Source organism: Neisseria gonorrhoeae (assembly GCF_013030075.1).
GTDB classification, from domain to species: Bacteria; Pseudomonadota; Gammaproteobacteria; order Burkholderiales; family Neisseriaceae; genus Neisseria; species Neisseria gonorrhoeae.
This window is the reverse complement of record NZ_AP023069.1, coordinates 362211-377521: the sequence shown is the minus strand read 5'-3', so window position 1 is coordinate 377521 and position 15311 is coordinate 362211. Positions and strand designations below refer to the sequence as shown.

Annotated in this window: 17 protein-coding genes, 1 tRNA gene and 1 pseudogene; 3 read left to right on the top strand and 16 right to left on the bottom strand. The window is 49.2% G+C overall.

Features of this window, described 5'->3' with window-relative positions:
- Positions 1–25 precede the first annotated feature (25 nt).
- The 15 genes and pseudogenes from HT085_RS11660 to HT085_RS01875 form a co-directional block, all read right to left on the bottom strand.
- On the bottom strand, positions 26–250 hold the full coding sequence (locus tag HT085_RS11660) for a hypothetical protein (RefSeq protein ID WP_003687691.1): 225 nt from the start codon (positions 248–250) through the stop codon (positions 26–28).
- 191 nt (positions 251–441) lie between these two features.
- Entirely contained in the window at positions 442–927 is a 486-nt protein-coding gene (locus tag HT085_RS01940) for an FxsA family protein (RefSeq protein ID WP_003687689.1), read from the bottom strand.
- Between the two features lie 175 nt (positions 928–1102).
- Positions 1103–1411, bottom strand: coding sequence for a hypothetical protein (locus HT085_RS01935; protein ID WP_003690777.1), 309 nt, complete (start codon positions 1409–1411; stop codon positions 1103–1105).
- A complete protein-coding gene (locus tag HT085_RS01930; RefSeq protein WP_003687686.1) occupies positions 1395–1697 on the bottom strand; it encodes an integration host factor subunit alpha in 303 nt (100 codons plus the stop codon). The genes HT085_RS01935 and HT085_RS01930 overlap by 17 nt, the downstream gene beginning before the upstream one ends.
- A 73-nt stretch (positions 1698–1770) precedes the next feature.
- Complete coding sequence (pheT, locus tag HT085_RS01925) at positions 1771–4134, bottom strand: phenylalanine--tRNA ligase subunit beta (protein WP_003687684.1); 2364 nt, start codon at positions 4132–4134, stop codon at positions 1771–1773.
- Positions 4135–4224: 90 nt separating this feature from the next.
- Complete coding sequence (locus HT085_RS01920; RefSeq protein WP_003706646.1) at positions 4225–4974, bottom strand: HNH endonuclease; 750 nt, start codon at positions 4972–4974, stop codon at positions 4225–4227.
- Positions 4975–4979: 5 nt separating this feature from the next.
- Positions 4980–5270, bottom strand: coding sequence for a hypothetical protein (locus tag HT085_RS01915; RefSeq protein ID WP_003704415.1), 291 nt, complete (start codon positions 5268–5270; stop codon positions 4980–4982).
- Positions 5263–5472 (bottom strand): annotated as a pseudogene (locus HT085_RS11655) (DNA cytosine methyltransferase); the annotation flags it as partial. The gene HT085_RS01915 and the pseudogene HT085_RS11655, both read right to left, overlap by 8 nt.
- A gap of 106 nt (positions 5473–5578) precedes the next feature.
- Entirely contained in the window at positions 5579–5992 is a 414-nt protein-coding gene (locus tag HT085_RS01905; protein ID WP_003690774.1) for a very short patch repair endonuclease, read from the bottom strand.
- Positions 5993–6008: 16 nt separating this feature from the next.
- Positions 6009–6998, bottom strand: a complete 990-nt coding sequence (pheS, locus tag HT085_RS01900) for a phenylalanine--tRNA ligase subunit alpha (RefSeq protein WP_010951025.1) — start codon at positions 6996–6998, stop codon at positions 6009–6011.
- Between the two features lie 240 nt (positions 6999–7238).
- Entirely contained in the window at positions 7239–7598 is a 360-nt protein-coding gene (rplT, locus tag HT085_RS01895) for a 50S ribosomal protein L20 (RefSeq protein ID WP_002214103.1), read from the bottom strand.
- Positions 7599–7610: 12 nt separating this feature from the next.
- Positions 7611–7808, bottom strand: coding sequence for a 50S ribosomal protein L35 (gene rpmI / locus HT085_RS01890; protein WP_002232040.1), 198 nt, complete (start codon positions 7806–7808; stop codon positions 7611–7613).
- Positions 7809–7954: 146 nt separating this feature from the next.
- Positions 7955–8476 (bottom strand): translation initiation factor IF-3, encoded by a 522-nt coding sequence (gene infC / locus HT085_RS01885; protein ID WP_010951024.1) that lies wholly within the window; start codon positions 8474–8476, stop codon positions 7955–7957.
- Between the two features lie 17 nt (positions 8477–8493).
- The gene (gene thrS / locus HT085_RS01880) at positions 8494–10407 is read right to left on the bottom strand and encodes a threonine--tRNA ligase (RefSeq protein WP_003700993.1); all 1914 of its coding nucleotides are present in this window, start codon (positions 10405–10407) and stop codon (positions 8494–8496) included.
- Positions 10408–10459: 52 nt separating this feature from the next.
- Positions 10460–10536, bottom strand: a tRNA-Val gene (locus HT085_RS01875).
- Between the two features lie 178 nt (positions 10537–10714).
- Here HT085_RS01875 and tgt point away from each other — a divergent pair.
- The 3 genes from tgt to HT085_RS01860 all read left to right on the top strand — a co-directional run bounded on the left by tgt (position 10715) and on the right by HT085_RS01860 (position 13580).
- Positions 10715–11830, top strand: a complete 1116-nt coding sequence (gene tgt, locus HT085_RS01870; protein ID WP_003690771.1) for a tRNA guanosine(34) transglycosylase Tgt — start codon at positions 10715–10717, stop codon at positions 11828–11830.
- A gap of 9 nt (positions 11831–11839) precedes the next feature.
- A complete protein-coding gene (hemH, locus tag HT085_RS01865; protein ID WP_003690770.1) occupies positions 11840–12922 on the top strand; it encodes a ferrochelatase in 1083 nt (360 codons plus the stop codon).
- A gap of 190 nt (positions 12923–13112) precedes the next feature.
- A complete protein-coding gene (locus HT085_RS01860; RefSeq protein WP_003690768.1) occupies positions 13113–13580 on the top strand; it encodes a cytochrome c2 in 468 nt (155 codons plus the stop codon).
- Here HT085_RS01860 and HT085_RS01855 read toward each other — a convergent pair.
- Positions 13577–15298 carry a potassium/proton antiporter gene (locus HT085_RS01855; RefSeq protein ID WP_033909013.1) on the bottom strand — a complete coding sequence of 574 codons (1722 nt, stop codon included), beginning with the start codon at positions 15296–15298 and terminating at the stop codon, positions 13577–13579. The two genes, HT085_RS01860 and HT085_RS01855, sit on opposite strands and share 4 nt — an antisense overlap.
- Between the last annotated feature and the right edge of the window lie 13 nt (positions 15299–15311).

Here is a 15311-nt window from a genome sequence, read left to right as displayed (position 1 = left end):
ACACAGCCTCCGCCCAACGCTTCAATCAATCATAGATAAATACGATACAGATCATAGCAACAGCCATCGCAACAGCGTTGGCAAAATCAGGGGACTCCGGCATAGGCGCATAGCATCTGCCGATGCACGGCTCCTCATTCGGCTCTATGAATACCATACCCATCACAAAATCCACTGCTAAAACCAGGCACGGCTTCTTATACTTATGATAGATTTCCACCATCCTGTCCCATATATCCCAAACACTCATACCGTATATCCCGCAGGCAACAAATTCCGATTGAAGGTTACAGCCCTATTTTATAGTGGATTAAATTTATAGTGGATTAACAAAAACCAGTACGGCGTTGCCTCGCCTTGCCGTACTGGTTTTTGTTAATCCACTATATTTTCAAACCGGAAAAATGCCGTCTGAACCTTCAGACGGCATTCCATTCATATTTATTCGTCTTTTTTGTGTTCGATGGCGTTTCGGGAACGATTGCCGCCGTAAGGCTCTTCAACCGTATATTCTCCCTCGATAATATCGTCATCGTGGAAAAATCCCTCTTTTCTGCCCGATTGGTTCATGTTGAAAAAATTTTCCGCACCTCCTGCCTGCAACACTGCCCCTCCCTTAAACGGCAGCAGCAGCAATACCGCCAACACCGAGGATACGAATCCCGGACTCATCAGACACACCGCCGCCACCGTATAACGGATAGGCCACAACATCTGATAAACAGATACCTTCCCACTACTTTTTACCGCCGCGCCAGCCAATAAAAGACCGGACAGCCCCGTATGCCTGAGCATCAGCACACCGGCGGCAAAGGTTGCCGCCATTAGAAACAGCGTCCAACCGCCGCCCAGCCAATCGGCAACCCACACAATCGACATAATTTCCAAAAACAGCAGCACCAAAAAACCGATACCGAAAAATCTCATTGACCGTCATCCTTATATTTAAGTAAACAGCAAACCGCCCGAACAGGATTCCAAGCGAGCTGCCTGTAAATGATTACAAAACCATGTGCTTCAAGCCGAAACAATGTGAAATCACGCAATAATTATTTTTAGCGTGTAAAACAAAACCGGCTGCATACCTGCAACCGGTCTCAAATCAGCACAACTCCTTATCCAAATCCTCCAACAGGTCTTTCAGACCGTCTCCGATTTCCTGAAGCGTAACCGGACGGTTGCCGTCCGAACCCGATTCCGCACCTTCTGCATACGGTGCAAACGTGCTCTTCAGTTTCAACAGTTTCACCACATCCAAACGGGTGTAGCGTTCTCCGCCGTAACCGACAACCACACCGTGATCATGTTGCCATTGCGCAAAACCATAGGGGCTGATTTGCAACAGTCCGCACAACTCGTCCAGCGTGAAATAGCGTTTTGCAGGAATCGTCAAATCAACGTTGTTTGTCATAGTAGTGTTCCACCATGCCTTTGAGTTTCTGGCTGGCATGGAAAGTTACCACGCGGCGGGCGGTAATCGGCACTTCCTCGCCGGTTTTCGGATTACGGCCCGGGCGTTGCGGCTTGTCGCGCAACTGGAAATTTCCGAAACCGGAAATTTTGATTTCTTCGCCGCTTGCCAAAGTGCTGCGGATTTCTTCAAAAAAGAGTTCGACAATTTCTTTGGCATCGTTTTTGGTGACGTTGCTGACTTTATCCACCAAAATATCGGCCAGTTCTGCTTTAGTTAGTGTCATATGATTACCTTCTGTTGTAACAGTTGTGGATTATTACCAATTTTTATTTAAAATTCAAGCGAATATTTATTTTTTAACTGCGAAGCCGCGCCCCTGCCTCCGTTGCCACGCCAATCAGTTTTCCAATAAGCGGCTCGACCGCCTCATCCGTCAGCGTGTTTTCCATATCCTGCAAAATCACTTTAACCGCCACGCTCTTCATCCCTTCGGGCAGACCCGTGCCGCGATACACGTCAAACACGCTGATTTCCTGTACCAACTTGTTTGCTGCGCCTTTCAAGACAAGCAGTAAATCATCATGATTCATAACTTCCGGCATCACAAACGCCAAATCGCGGCGCACCGGCTGGAATTTCGATACGGCCCGATAGCGCGTTTTCCCGCATTCCAACACAGCCGCCATATCGATTTCAAATACCAGCGGCGCTTGCGGCAGGTCGTATTTTTGCAGCCATTTCGGATGCAGTTCGCCGACAAAGCCGATGACTTTGCCGTCTGAAACGATATTGGCGGCACGTCCGGGATGCAGGGCGGGATGTCCGGTTTTAACGAACTCGACCGCTTTGTTTTTCAACAGATTTTCCACGTCCGCCTTGATGTCGTAAAAATCCGCATTGCGCGTTTTCTCACCCCATTGTTCGGGCATCGCCGCGCCGTACCACAGACCGCCGATGCGTTCGTTTTGGACAAACCGGCCGTCTGAACCTTTGCCGAACACGCAGGCGATTTCAAACACGCGCACGCGGTTTTGCTTGCGGTTCAGGTTGTTTTGCAAAATTTCCACTAAGCCGCCAATCAACGTAGAACGCATCACGGCATATTGCGCCGCCAGCGGGTTTTGCAGGCGGATGGGGGCGGCGTTGGCGGCAAAATCGAGTTCCCACTGCTCGTCAACGAAGGCATAGCTGATCACTTCGCGGTAGCCGCGCGCCGCCATTTCGTTGTAAACGGCAAAACGCGGACGGCGTGTTTCGGGCAGTTCCGACATTTTCAGACGGCCTGACGTGTAATCGTCGGGGATGTTTTCATAGCCGTAAACGCGTCCGATTTCTTCAATCAAATCAGCCTCAATTTCGATGTCGAAACGGAAGCTCGGCGCGGTAATGCGGAAGCCTTCCGCCGTTTTCTCAGGCTGCAGACCCAAGTGTTGCAAAATGGTTTCCACCTGTTCGGCAGGAATGTCCACGCCCAACACGGTTTTCAGACGACCCAAACGCAATCCGACCTGCTTGGCTTCGGGCAATTTACCTTGTGCTTCCACCATCTCGCCTGCCGCACCGCCGCAAATCTGCAAAACCAATTCGGTGGCGCGTTCAATGGCATCCGCCTGCAAACGGTAATCCACGCCGCGCTCGAAGCGGAACGACGAATCCGAACCGAAACCGTATTGGCGCGATTTGCCGACGATGATTTCGGGCTCAAACCAAGCCGCTTCCAGCACGATATTTTGCGTGCCGTCTGAAACCGCGCTCGCCGCGCCACCCATCAAGCCGGCCAAGCTCAACGCACCTTTTTCATCAGCGACCACCAGTGTATTGTCAGCCAAAGTAACCGTCTTCTCATTCAGACACGCCAAAGTCTCGCCATTTTGAGCACGGCGGACAATCAAACTGCCCGACAGCTTATCAGCATCGAAAACATGCATAGGCTGACCGATTTCCAGCATCACATAGTTGCCAATGTCCACCAATGCGGAAATGCTGCGGATACCGCTGCGTTCCAAACGTTGTTTCATCCAATCAGGAGTAGCCGCTTTCGCGTTGACATTTTCAATAACGCGGCTGATAAAACGGCCGCAGTCAGCCGGTGCATCAATACGGACAGCCTGTTTTTTCTCACTGCCGATAGGGGCCGTCTGAATTTCAACAGGCGTAAACGCACATTGAGTCAACGCAGAAACCTCACGCGCAATGCCCTTAACACTCAAGCAATCAGCGCGGTTAGGCGTAATTTTCAACGTAAACAGCATATCGTCCAAATCCAAGTATTCGCGGATGTTGGTACCGACAGGCGCATCTTCAGGCAGAATGTGCAGGCCGTCTACACCATCATCAGGCAAACCCAGTTCATTGGTCGAACACAGCATACCGTTTGATGGTACGCCGCGCATTTTAGTCGGCTTAATTTTAAAATTGCCCGGCAAAACGGCAACCGGCAACGAACACGGCACTTTAATGCCCGGCTTGACATTCGGCGCACCACAAACAATCTGAACCAACTCGCCCGTACCGGCATCAACTTGAGTAACGTTCAAACGGTCTGCATCAGGATGTTTTTCAACAGATTTTACTTCGGCAACAACCACGCCACTGAAAGCAGGGGCGGCAGTATCGATTTCTTCCACTTCCAAACCGGCCATGGTCAAAAGATGTTCCAGTTTATCGGCAGAAAGATCAGGATTGGCTTGGGTTTTCAGCCATGAGTAGGAGAATTGCATGTTATGTTCTCAATCAATTAATTAACTTTTGTTTTATCAATTTTCGTTCAGACAGTCTGTTTTAGAATTCTGGTTAATGTTGATATTTACTCAACTCTGAAAAATATTTTCTCTGTGAAATTTTAAAAATTCCAGACTTGGGTTTAGTCTTTCAGGCAGTCTTATCATCCGATTTTCATATGGTTTAAATAAATCATCAAATCCTTCTGTTTTTGCCAGTAGTGGAGAAAATATAATTTTGAAATTTTCATCTATTCCTAACAACCCCCTATCAAAAGCTTTGTCATGTAACGCATTCAAACATAGCCCATTCCTTGGGTTTAAACGGTTATCCTTATCTTCCCCCCAGGGTTTGATATGACTAGCAACTAACAATTCAGGTTGTTTTAATCCAGTAATACAACATTGATTATTGTATGCTGCCAAAACACTGGAACGGAAAAAGCCCTGATTGACGCGTACTGATATTCTTGCAAACCTTTCCCTTCCCTTTGGAATCTCAGGTGATTCTATTTCAATATTACTATTCTCATCATTTGATTGGTATTGGGAAATGACTCCCTCAAATTCTTTATTAAGTTGCTCCCAATCTCCTGAAAACTCATTCCATACGACAACATCCATTTTACTGCCATTACTTAATCCCGAAATATTTTTGACTTTCAGCGTAGGATCTAAACGACCCAAATTTCCTATCTTCATACCGAGTGCGGACGGTGTCCTGCCCAGTATTTCAGCATATTCTTGAATAACAGGATTGTCCTTACTAACCTTTTGAAAAGGAATGATGTAATAAAGATAAAGGGCAACCAGGGTTTCATCTCTAGTCCATTTTTTCATTTTTATCAGCTATCTTTCTGATTTTCCATAAGGAAATCGTACAATACAGATTTTCTTATTCCCTGAACATATTGCTGTCCATCTAGTACTAATTTGTATAGGTATACATCATAATCTTTTAACTCCTTCTCGCTTGCCAATAACCAGTCGTCTATTTCTGAAGAAAAATAGTCAATAATTTCTTGTACCTGTTTATCAGATAAATTATTTATATTTATTTTATTATTCAAAATATAATCAGAAAGCCTCATATTTCTAAAATCTTTATTTTGATAAGGTAAACCCACACAGCACATCAAATTGCTTCGGAATGTATTGTTTGATTTCTTCCAAAGTAATATCGCCAAACGGCACTTCTCCGAAATTGGCTTCGTACGTCAGTTTGGCTTTTTCGTCCCACTCGCTCGAAAACACGTATTCCCCGCCCAAGTTCTGCATCGCGATGCGGAAGCCCCCGATACCTGCGAACAAGTCGATAAAGGTAAATTTGGGTTTCAAGGCCGTCTGAAAAGTATCGTTGTTTTCAAAAAGGCGGTATTGTGCTGCTTTTTCTTTTAACCGTTCATCCTGCCCATCTTCCTTAATCTTGTTTTTGTAAATCAATTCATCTTGTTTGGATGATTTCTTTGACTTTTTCGGCACAGCAGGTTGTATTTTTGACGACATCGTTACTCCAAAAACGTAAAACCGTCCAGCCCTCGGCTTTCAGACGGCCTGTTACTTCTATATCCCTTTGGATATTGCGCTCAATTTTGGCAATCCAAAACTCACGATTTCCCTTTATTACCGCTTTTTTCTGTTCCCAATCCTTACCGTGCCAGAATTCCCCATCGACAAATACGGCAACTTTATATTTTTTAAATGAAAAATCAGGTTTTCCAAAAATGCTTCCGCTATTTTTCCGATACCTGAGCCCCAAAGCCCACATTGCCTTCGCCAACACAAGCTCGGGTTTCGTCCCTGTACTTTTGTTGGACTGCATACATTTTTTGCGCTGCTCCGGGGTTAATTTATCCATTGGGTTTATTTGAGATTTATTCAAACTGCTTCAAGAAGTTCAAATCGTTATCGAAGAACAAGCGCAGGTCATTGACGTTGTAGCGCAACATGGCAAAGCGGTCGAGACCAATACCGAAAGCGAAACCGGTATATTTTTCAGGGTCGATATTGACATTTTTCAACACATTAGGATGTACCATACCGCAACCGCCTACTTCCAACCATTTGCCGTTTTCTCCCATGATGTCGATTTCGGCAGAAGGCTCGGTAAACGGGAAGAAAGACGGACGGAAACGCACTTGTAGGTCATCGCGTTCAAAGAAGCGACGGATAAAGTCAGTGAACACTGCTTTTAAGTCGGCAAAAGTTACGCCCTCTTCTACCCACAAACCCTCGGCCTGATGGAACATAGGCGAGTGCGTGGCATCGCTGTCCACACGGTAAACGCGGCCGGGGGCGATAATGCGGATGGGCGGCTCTTTTTTATCGAGCATATAGCGGATTTGAATCGGGGAAGTGTGCGTACGCAAAACATCGCCGTTTTCAACGTAAAACGTATCCTGCATCGCACGGGCAGGATGGTTTGCAGGGATGTTCAGGGCTTGGAAATTGTGAAAATCGTCTTCGATTTCAGGCCCGTCCGCCACTTCGAAACCCATTCCGTGAAAGAGTTCGACCACACGTTGCAAGGTCAGGGTTACGGGATGCAGGCTGCCGCCTTCCTGAGCGCGTCCGGGCAGGGTAATGTCGAGGGCTTCGGCGGCAAGTCGGGCTTGCAGCTTGGCTTCGTTGAGGGCATCGCGTTTGGCATTAAAAGCCGTCTGAAACCGGTTTTTGCATTCATTGATATGCGCACCTATGGTTTTGCGCTCTTCAGGCGACATTTGCCCCAAAGTTTTCAGAAGTCCGGTCAACTCGCCGGTTTTGCCAAGATAACGGGCTTTGATTTGTTCTAGAGCGTTGAAGTCTTGCGCAGCTTCTACTGCGGCAATGCCTTCTGCAACGATACGGTTTACATTTTCCATAATATCAAGCCTGTCAATTAATGATATGCCACCTGAAACAACGAGGCCGCCTGTATAGCCTGACATATCAGACTCTTCAGACGACCTTATTTTCTTCACGGCCAATCCATTGGATAAATTTTCTGTATTTTAACGCAAATTTATTTAAAAAAATAGACTTTAAAGAAAGAAAATCAATCACATAGAATTTCCGCAAACAAAGAAAAAAGGAAGCCGCAGCTTCCTTTTCAATTTTTTGGATTAAGCAGCCAAAGCAGCTTTGGCTTTTTCAACCAATTGTGCAAAAGCGGCTTTATCGAACACGGCCAAATCAGCCAATACTTTGCGGTCGATTTCGATAGAGGCGCGTTTCAGACCGTTCATAAATTTGCTGTAAGACAACCCGTTTTCACGCGCACCTGCATTGATACGAACAATCCACAATTGACGGAATTGGCGTTTGCGTTGGCGGCGGTCACGGTATGCGTATTGACCAGCTTTCATTACCGCCTGCTTGGCAACGCGGTAAACGTTTTTACGACGACCACGATAGCCTTTGGCTAACGCGAAGATTTTTTGGTGACGGGCACGGGCGGTAACACCGCGTTTTACGCGTGGCATATTCTAAACTCCTTAAGCGTAGGGTAACATTTTAGCAACAGAAGCCAAATCGCGATCATTTACCATAGAGGTACCGCGCAGTTGGCGTTTGTTTTTGGTGGTCTTTTTAGTCAAGATGTGGCGTTTGAACGCATGAGCGCGTTTCACACCGCCGTTACCCAGTACTTTAAAGCGTTTTTTCGCGCTAGACTTGGTTTTCATTTTAGGCATGGGAAAACTCCATTCGTTATCGGATAAGGCATTAGGGGGTTTTAAAACATCGGTTTCAAACACTTGAACCCACAATGCCACGGTTTTTTGCCGCAATTGAAAACTTACTCCGAAGCGGCAATCGGAGTAAGCGGAAAATTATAGCTTTATTTTTTCTTCGGCGCAATCATCATCACCATTTGACGGCCTTCCATTTTGGGAAAGGACTCGATTTGCGCCACTTCAGCCAAATCTTCTTTTACACGTTCCAAAAGTTGCGCGCCGAGTTGCTGGTGAGCCATTTCACGGCCGCGGAAACGCAATGTCACTTTGACTTTATCGCCGTCGGCAAGGAAGCGGTTGATGTTGCGCATCTTGATTTGATAATCGCCCTCATCTGTACCCGGACGGAATTTGATTTCCTTGATTTGCACCTGCTTTTGGTTTTTCTTGGCTTCGTCGCGCTTCTTGGCTTGTTGGTATTTGTATTTACCGTAATCCATCAGTTTGCACACAGGAGGTTTAGCAGTTGGGGAAATCTCTACCAAATCGACATCCTGCCCTTCGGCCATAGCCAAAGCTTCACGAACTGAAACGACACCAAGCTGTTCGCCTGACTCACTGATTAAACGCACTTCTTTGGCGGTAATTTCACCGTTGATTCGTGCTTCGCGTTCTTGAGCGATGATGAATACTCCTATAAAAATTAATGATTGACGAGGGCATCAGTGATTTCTTGCTGCAATTGCGCAATGAAATCATCCAAATCCAAAGAACCCAAGTCTTCCGCTTTGCGGCGTACCGCAACTTTGTTTTCTTGTTTCTCTTTATCGCCGATAACGATTTGATAAGGGAAACGGTATTGGCTGTTGTCGCGGATTTTGTAACCGATTTTTTCATTACGCAAATCCAACTCGGCGCGGAAGCCTGCCGCCTGCAATTTGGCAGCAACTTCCCGACAATAATCTGCCTGATTTTCGGTGATGTTCATAATCACCATTTGAACCGGTGCAAGCCATAACGGGAAAGAGCCTGCATGGTTCTCAATCAGAATGCCGACAAACCGCTCCAAAGAACCTAAAATGGCGCGATGCAACATAACAGGCCGCGCTCGGTCGTTGTTTTCTGTTACATATTCTGCATCCAAGCGTTCCGGCAAGACGAAATCCAGTTGTAATGTACCGCATTGCCAAGAACGACCCAAGGCATCTTTGACGTGATATTCGATTTTAGGCCCGTAAAACGCACCCTCGCCCGGCAATTCGCCCCATTCCACGCCGCAGGCAGTCAATGCCTCGCGCAAACCCTGCTCTGCCTTATCCCACACGTCGTCTGAACCTGCGCGTTTTTCAGGGCGAAGGGAAAGCCTGACGGATACATCATGGAAACCGAACTGTTTGTAGATGCGAACCAACAATTCATTGAACGCACGAGCCTCGCTGACGATTTGATCTTCGGTACAAAAAATATGCGCATCATCCTGCACAAAACCGCGAACCCTCATCAGACCGTGCAGTGCGCCGCTCGGCTCGTTGCGGTGGCAAGAACCGAATTCCGCCAAACGCATCGGCAAATCTCGATATGAACGCAAACCGTTGTTGAAAATTTGAACATGACCCGGACAGTTCATCGGTTTAACCGCATATTCGCGTTTTTCCGAACTGGTTACGAACATATTGTCTTTGTAGTTGTCCCAGTGGCCGGATTTTTCCCAAAAGGTTTTATCCATAATTTGAGGCGTTTTGACCTCTTTATAACCGGCGGCGTTCAGCTCTTTACGCATATGCTGCTCGATAGTCCGCCACAAAGCCCAACCTTTGGGATGCCAAAACACCATACCCGGCGCTTCGTCCTGCAAGTGGAACAAATCCAGTTGCTTGCCCAATTTGCGGTGGTCACGTTTTTCTGCTTCTTCAATGCGTTGGATATAGTCTTTTAATTCGTCTTTCGTCGCCCAAGCAGTGCCATAAATACGTTGCAGCATTTCATTATTGCTGTCGCCGCGCCAATATGCGCCTGCCAGCTTGGTCAGCTTGAAGTTTTTCAGGAAGCGGGTGTTCGGAACGTGCGGACCGCGGCACATATCGACATATTCCTGATGATGATACATACCCATTGCTTCAACTTCGGGCATATCTTCAATCAGGCGCAGTTTGTATTCTTCGCCGCGCTCTTGAAAAATTTTAATCGCCTCCGCACGCGGAGTCATGATTTTGACCACATCATAATCTTGGGCAATCAATTCTTTCATACGCGCTTCAATGGCGGCAACATCTTCCGGTGTAAACGGTTTTTCCGTGGCGATGTCGTAATAAAAGCCCTCTTCAATGACGGGGCCGATAACCATTTTTGCATTAGGATAGAGTTGCTTGACGGCATGCCCGACAAGATGTGCGCAGGAATGGCGGATGATTTCGATGCCTTCCTGATCTTTCGGAGTAATGATTTGAACAGCAGAATCCTCAACAATCGGGTCGCACGCATCGACCAATTTGCCGTTTACCTTGCCTGCCACCGCCGCCTTCGCCAAACCGGCACCGATAGACGCAGCAATTTGAGCCACGGTAACGGGGGATTCGTATTGGCGGACTGAACAGTCCGGCAAGGTAATATTCAACATCAAACGCTCCGAAAGATTAAAAAATAACGGCATAAATGCCGTTATGGGAATTTGGTAGGCACGATTGGATTCGAACCAACGACCCCCACCATGTCAAGGTGGTGCTCTAACCAACTGAGCCACGTGCCTTCAAAGAATTTTTGTATTTTATCGGGTCGTTTTAATTTTTGCAAGAGAGATGTGCATTTCTTTATGCAACATTGTGGCAAGATTTGGGGATACCGTCTGAAAAACCGTGGGAATTCATTTATAATGCCGTCTTTTAAAATATATTTCGACCCCTGTCGCCCAACTTACATTCAATCTTATGCTTAAATTTACTTTACACAAAAAAGACGGTCTCGCCCGACGCGGCACGCTGGAGTTGAACCACGGAAAAATCGAAACGCCGGTTTTCATGCCGGTCGGTACTTACGGTTCGGTCAAAGCGATGAACCCGCAAAACCTGCACGACATCAAGGCGCAAATTATTTTGGGCAACACTTATCATTTGTGGCTGCGTCCGGGTTTGGAGGTCGTCGAACAGTTTGGAGGGCTTCACGGTTTTATCGGCTGGGACAAACCGATTCTGACCGACTCGGGCGGTTTTCAGGTTTTTTCTTTGTCGGATATGCGCAAGCTGACCGAAGAAGGCTGTACGTTTAAAAGCCCGATTAACGGCGACAAGCTGTTTTTATCACCTGAAATTTCCATGAAAATCCAAACGGTTTTGAACTCGGATATCGCGATGCAGTTGGACGAATGCACGCCGGGCGAAACAACGCGCGAACAGGCGCGAAAATCCCTGCAAATGAGCTTGCGCTGGGCGGAACGGAGCAAAAAAGCCTTTGAAGATTTGAAAAACCCGAACGCGCTGTTCGGCATCGTGCAAGGCGCGATGTATGAGGATTTGCGCGAAGAATCTTTGCGCGGTTTGGAGGAATTTGATTTTCCCGGCCTTGCCGTCGGCGGTTTGTCCGTCGGCGAACCCAAGCCCGAAATGTACCGTATGCTGCACGCCGTCGGCCCGATGCTGCCCGAACACAAACCGCATTACCTGATGGGCGTAGGCACGCCGGAAGACCTCGTGTACGGCGTGGCGCACGGCATCGATATGTTCGACTGCGTGATGCCCACCCGCAATGCGCGCAACGGCTGGCTGTTTACCCGTTTCGGCGATTTGAAAATCAAAAACGCCAAACACAAGCCCGACAAGCGTCCGATAGACGAAAGCTGCACCTGCTACGCCTGCCAAAACTTCAGCCGCGCCTACCTGCACCATCTGCACCGCGCCGGCGAAATCTTGGGCGCGCAATTGAACACCATCCACAACCTGCATTTCTACCAAGTCATTATGGCGGAAATGCGCGATGCCGTCGAACAAGGCAAATTTGCCGACTGGCAGGCGCAATTCCACGAAAACCGCGCGCGCGGCGTGGACTGATTCCCGGCAATGCCGTCTGAAGCCGCTTCAGACAGCATTTTGCCGCTTTACCCTACCTGCACTATTTTTCAGAAACCGATCATGCTTCCATTCCTTCCAGAACCCTCCCTTTCCTATACGCAACAAAACCGTACCGCCGTTTTGCTGTTGAACCTCGGCACACCCGACGCACCGACCGCACAGGCGGTACGCCCTTATCTGAAATCCTTTCTGACCGACCGGCGCATCGTCGAACTGCCCAAATGGCTGTGGTATCCCATTCTGCATGGCCTGGTACTGACGTTCCGCCCCAAAAAAAGCGCGCACGCCTATGAAAAAATCTGGTTTAAGGAAGGTTCGCCCCTAGAAGTTTACACAGCACGCCAAGCTGCCGCGCTTGCCGAACGTATGCCCGACCTCATCGTCCGCCACGCCATGACTTACGGCAATCCTTCGATAGCGGATGTATTGGCGGAGCTGAAATCCCAAGGTGTAGGCAGATTGCTTGCGATTCCCCTATATCCGCAATATACCGCTTCCAGCAGCGGAGCGGCGGTAGATAAAGTGTGCGAACAACTGCTGCTGCAACGCAACCAAATGAGCGTCCGCACCATTTCGCGCTTTTATGATGATGCCGGCTACATTGATGCGATGAAAAACCACATCCTCCGATATTGGGCGGAACACGGGCGTGGGAAAAAACTGATGTTGAGTTTTCACGGCGTACCGCAGAAGCACTACGACCTCGGCGACCCCTATCCCGACGAGTGCCGCCACACCGCCAAACTGCTTGCCGAAGCACTGGAACTGACCGAAGACGAATATACCGTATCGTTCCAAAGCCAATTCGGCAGGGCAAAATGGGTTACACCGAGCACGCAGGATTTGTTCGGCAAACTGCCCAAACAGGGGGTAACCGAGCTGGACGTATTCTGCCCGGGCTTTTTGGCAGACTGCTTGGAAACCATGGAAGAAATCGCCCTGACGGGGCGGGAACAGTTTTATGAAGCGGGCGGAAAAAACTACCGCTACATCCCCTGCCTCAACGACAACCCCGACTGGATAGACGCACTCGTCGCACTTGCCGAAGAAAACCTTGGCGGCTGGCGTTGAAACTGTTTGAGCCATGTCTAAAATGCCGTCTGAACGCCGTGTTCAGACGGCATTTTCCCGCTACTTTAGCGTATGATGGCATCTATGCCGGACAGCACATCAAGTGCAACCTTACTACCGATTCGGCAAAAAAACCTTTCACCCGCTACGCAAAATCAACAACAAGGTTTCAAACATTAAGGAAACGCCAATGAACACAACCCGACTGCCGACCGCCTTCATCTTGTGCTGCCTCTGCGCCGCCGCTTCTGCCGCCGACAACAGCATCATGACAAAAGGGCAAAAAGTGTACGAATCCAACTGCATCGCCTGCCACGGCAAAAAGGGCGAAGGCCGCGGAACCATGTTTCCGCCGCTCTACCGCTCCGACTTCATCATGAAAAAACCGCAGGTGCTGCTGCACAGCATGGTCAAAGGCATCAACGGTACAATCAAAGTCAACGGCAAAACCTACAACGGATTCATGCCCGCAACCGCCATCAGCGATGCGGACATTGCCGCCGTCGCCACTTATATCATGAACGCCTTTGACAACGGCGGCGGAAGCGTTACCGAAAAAGACGTAAAACAGGCAAAAGGCAAAAAAAACCAAACAGACAAAATGCCGTCCGAAACCGGCAATCCGGCTTCAGACGGCATTCAAACCAAACCTTTCTAACGCGGTACTTTCAGACCCATAGACCCGATATTGCCGTCCCCGTCAACCTCCTTCGCGGTCAGCATAAAGCCGCCGATGTCAATACGGTCGCCCTCGACCGGCTCCTGACTGTCGGAACGCTTATCGAAAAGCTCGGCAAGGCTCAAACCCTCTTCGCCCGCTTCCAGCTTCAAACCGTAAGCAAGTGCCAAATCGCCCGAACGTGCTGCCGGCGAAACGACAAACTCACCGAAGAAATCAAAATTTTCACGGACGCCGATACCCGTCTCGGTAAAGTATTTCGCCATTTTATCGACCTTGCCGTCGGGCAGGATGTACCACGCCAAATCCTCCGCCTGAAGCACGGTGTCGGACTGCATTTCGATTCGGCTGCCGTTGCGTATCAATGCGAAACAGCGTGCGTCAAACGAATCGGAAATCGGTTCGACCGTATCGGGATGGTGTCCCTCCGCTTCAGATTCGGCAACCACTTTAAACGCCGACATTCTGACAATTTCCTTTTCCGCCAGCCAAATATCATGCGTATCTTTCGGTTCGGGCTTGTTGGGCATGGCAACCTTCAACAGCCGCGCCATCACAGGAATCGTCGTTCCCTGAATCAGCAGCGACAGCACCACCACGGCAAACGCCACATCAAACAGCAGGTGCGAATTGGGAACGCCCATCACCAGCGGCATCATCGCCAGCGAAATCGGTACGGCTCCTCGCAAGCCCAACCAACTGATATACGCCTTTTCACGCAGGCTGTAATTGAATTTCCACAAACCGCCGAACACTGCCAGCGGACGCGCGACCAGCATCAGGAACGCCGCAATCGCCAAGGCTTCCGCCGCCCTGTCCAACACGCCGGCGGGAGAAACCAGCAGACCGAGCATGACGAACAAAGTTGCCTGCGCCAGCCAAGCCAAACCGTCCATCACACGCAAAACGTGTTCCGTCGCACGGTTGCGCTGGTTACCGACAATGATGCCGGCAAGGTAAACCGCCAAAAAGCCGCTGCCGCCTATGGTATTGGTAAACGCAAACACAAGCAGCCCGCCCGACACAATCATCAGCGCGTACAGACCTTCCGCAAGATTCAGACGGCGTACCAGCTTTGCCAATATCTTTCCGCCCGCCCAACCCGTCAGCAGACCGAAACCGATTTGCAGCGCAAGCATCCGGACAAACGCTGCCGCACCCGATTCCGCCGGCTGCATAATCATGGTAATCAGTGCCGTAACCAAAAAAACCGCCATCGGGTCGTTCGCACCCGATTCGATTTCCAAAGTCGCCTGCACCCGTTCGTTCAAACGCACGCCGCTGTTGCGCAAAAGGCTGAATACCGCGCCGGCATCGGTCGAACCGACAATCGCCGCCATCAGCACGCCGAACTTCCAATCCAAACCGAGATAAAAAGTTGCAAACAGTCCCAGCGGAAGCACAGTGGCAAACACGCCCCACGAAGCGAGTACCGACGCGGGCTTCAACGCAATCCGAAAACTGGAAAGCTGCGTCCGCAAACCGCCGTCGAGCAGAATAACCGCCAAAGCAAGCTGGCTGATGAAATTCGCCATCACGACATTATTGAAGGCAATGCCGCCAACGCCTTCCTCGCCCGCCAGCATGCCGACGGCAAGAAACACCAGCAGCAAAGGCATTCCCAAACGTGCGGACAAAGTGGTCGAAACCACGCTCAGGAACAACAGTGCGCCACCCAGCAGAAACAGGCTGTTCATCCAATCCACGCCA

Bases quoted from the DNA above. Each gene is read 5' to 3' on its own strand.
- HT085_RS11660 (WP_003687691.1), bottom strand. From the start codon at position 250: ATGAGTGTTTGGGATATATGGGACAGGATGGTGGAAATCTATCATAAG.
- HT085_RS01940 (WP_003687689.1), bottom strand. From the start codon at position 927: ATGAGATTTTTCGGTATCGGTTTTTTGGTGCTGCTGTTTTTGGAAATT.
- HT085_RS01935 (WP_003690777.1), bottom strand. From the start codon at position 1,411: ATGACAAACAACGTTGATTTGACGATTCCTGCAAAACGCTATTTCACG.
- HT085_RS01930 (WP_003687686.1), bottom strand. From the start codon at position 1,697: ATGACACTAACTAAAGCAGAACTGGCCGATATTTTGGTGGATAAAGTC.
- pheT (WP_003687684.1), bottom strand. From the start codon at position 4,134: ATGCAATTCTCCTACTCATGGCTGAAAACCCAAGCCAATCCTGATCTT.
- HT085_RS01920 (WP_003706646.1), bottom strand. From the start codon at position 4,974: ATGAAAAAATGGACTAGAGATGAAACCCTGGTTGCCCTTTATCTTTAT.
- HT085_RS01915 (WP_003704415.1), bottom strand. From the start codon at position 5,270: ATGTGCTGTGTGGGTTTACCTTATCAAAATAAAGATTTTAGAAATATG.
- HT085_RS01905 (WP_003690774.1), bottom strand. From the start codon at position 5,992: ATGGATAAATTAACCCCGGAGCAGCGCAAAAAATGTATGCAGTCCAAC.
- pheS (WP_010951025.1), bottom strand. From the start codon at position 6,998: ATGGAAAATGTAAACCGTATCGTTGCAGAAGGCATTGCCGCAGTAGAA.
- rplT (WP_002214103.1), bottom strand. From the start codon at position 7,598: ATGCCACGCGTAAAACGCGGTGTTACCGCCCGTGCCCGTCACCAAAAA.
- rpmI (WP_002232040.1), bottom strand. From the start codon at position 7,808: ATGCCTAAAATGAAAACCAAGTCTAGCGCGAAAAAACGCTTTAAAGTA.
- thrS (WP_003700993.1), bottom strand. From the start codon at position 10,407: ATGTTGAATATTACCTTGCCGGACTGTTCAGTCCGCCAATACGAATCC.
- tgt (WP_003690771.1), top strand. From the start codon at position 10,715: ATGCTTAAATTTACTTTACACAAAAAAGACGGTCTCGCCCGACGCGGC.
- hemH (WP_003690770.1), top strand. From the start codon at position 11,840: ATGCCGTCTGAAGCCGCTTCAGACAGCATTTTGCCGCTTTACCCTACC.
- HT085_RS01860 (WP_003690768.1), top strand. From the start codon at position 13,113: ATGAACACAACCCGACTGCCGACCGCCTTCATCTTGTGCTGCCTCTGC.
- HT085_RS01855 (WP_033909013.1), bottom strand. From the start codon at position 15,298: ATGAACAGCCTGTTTCTGCTGGGTGGCGCACTGTTGTTCCTGAGCGTG.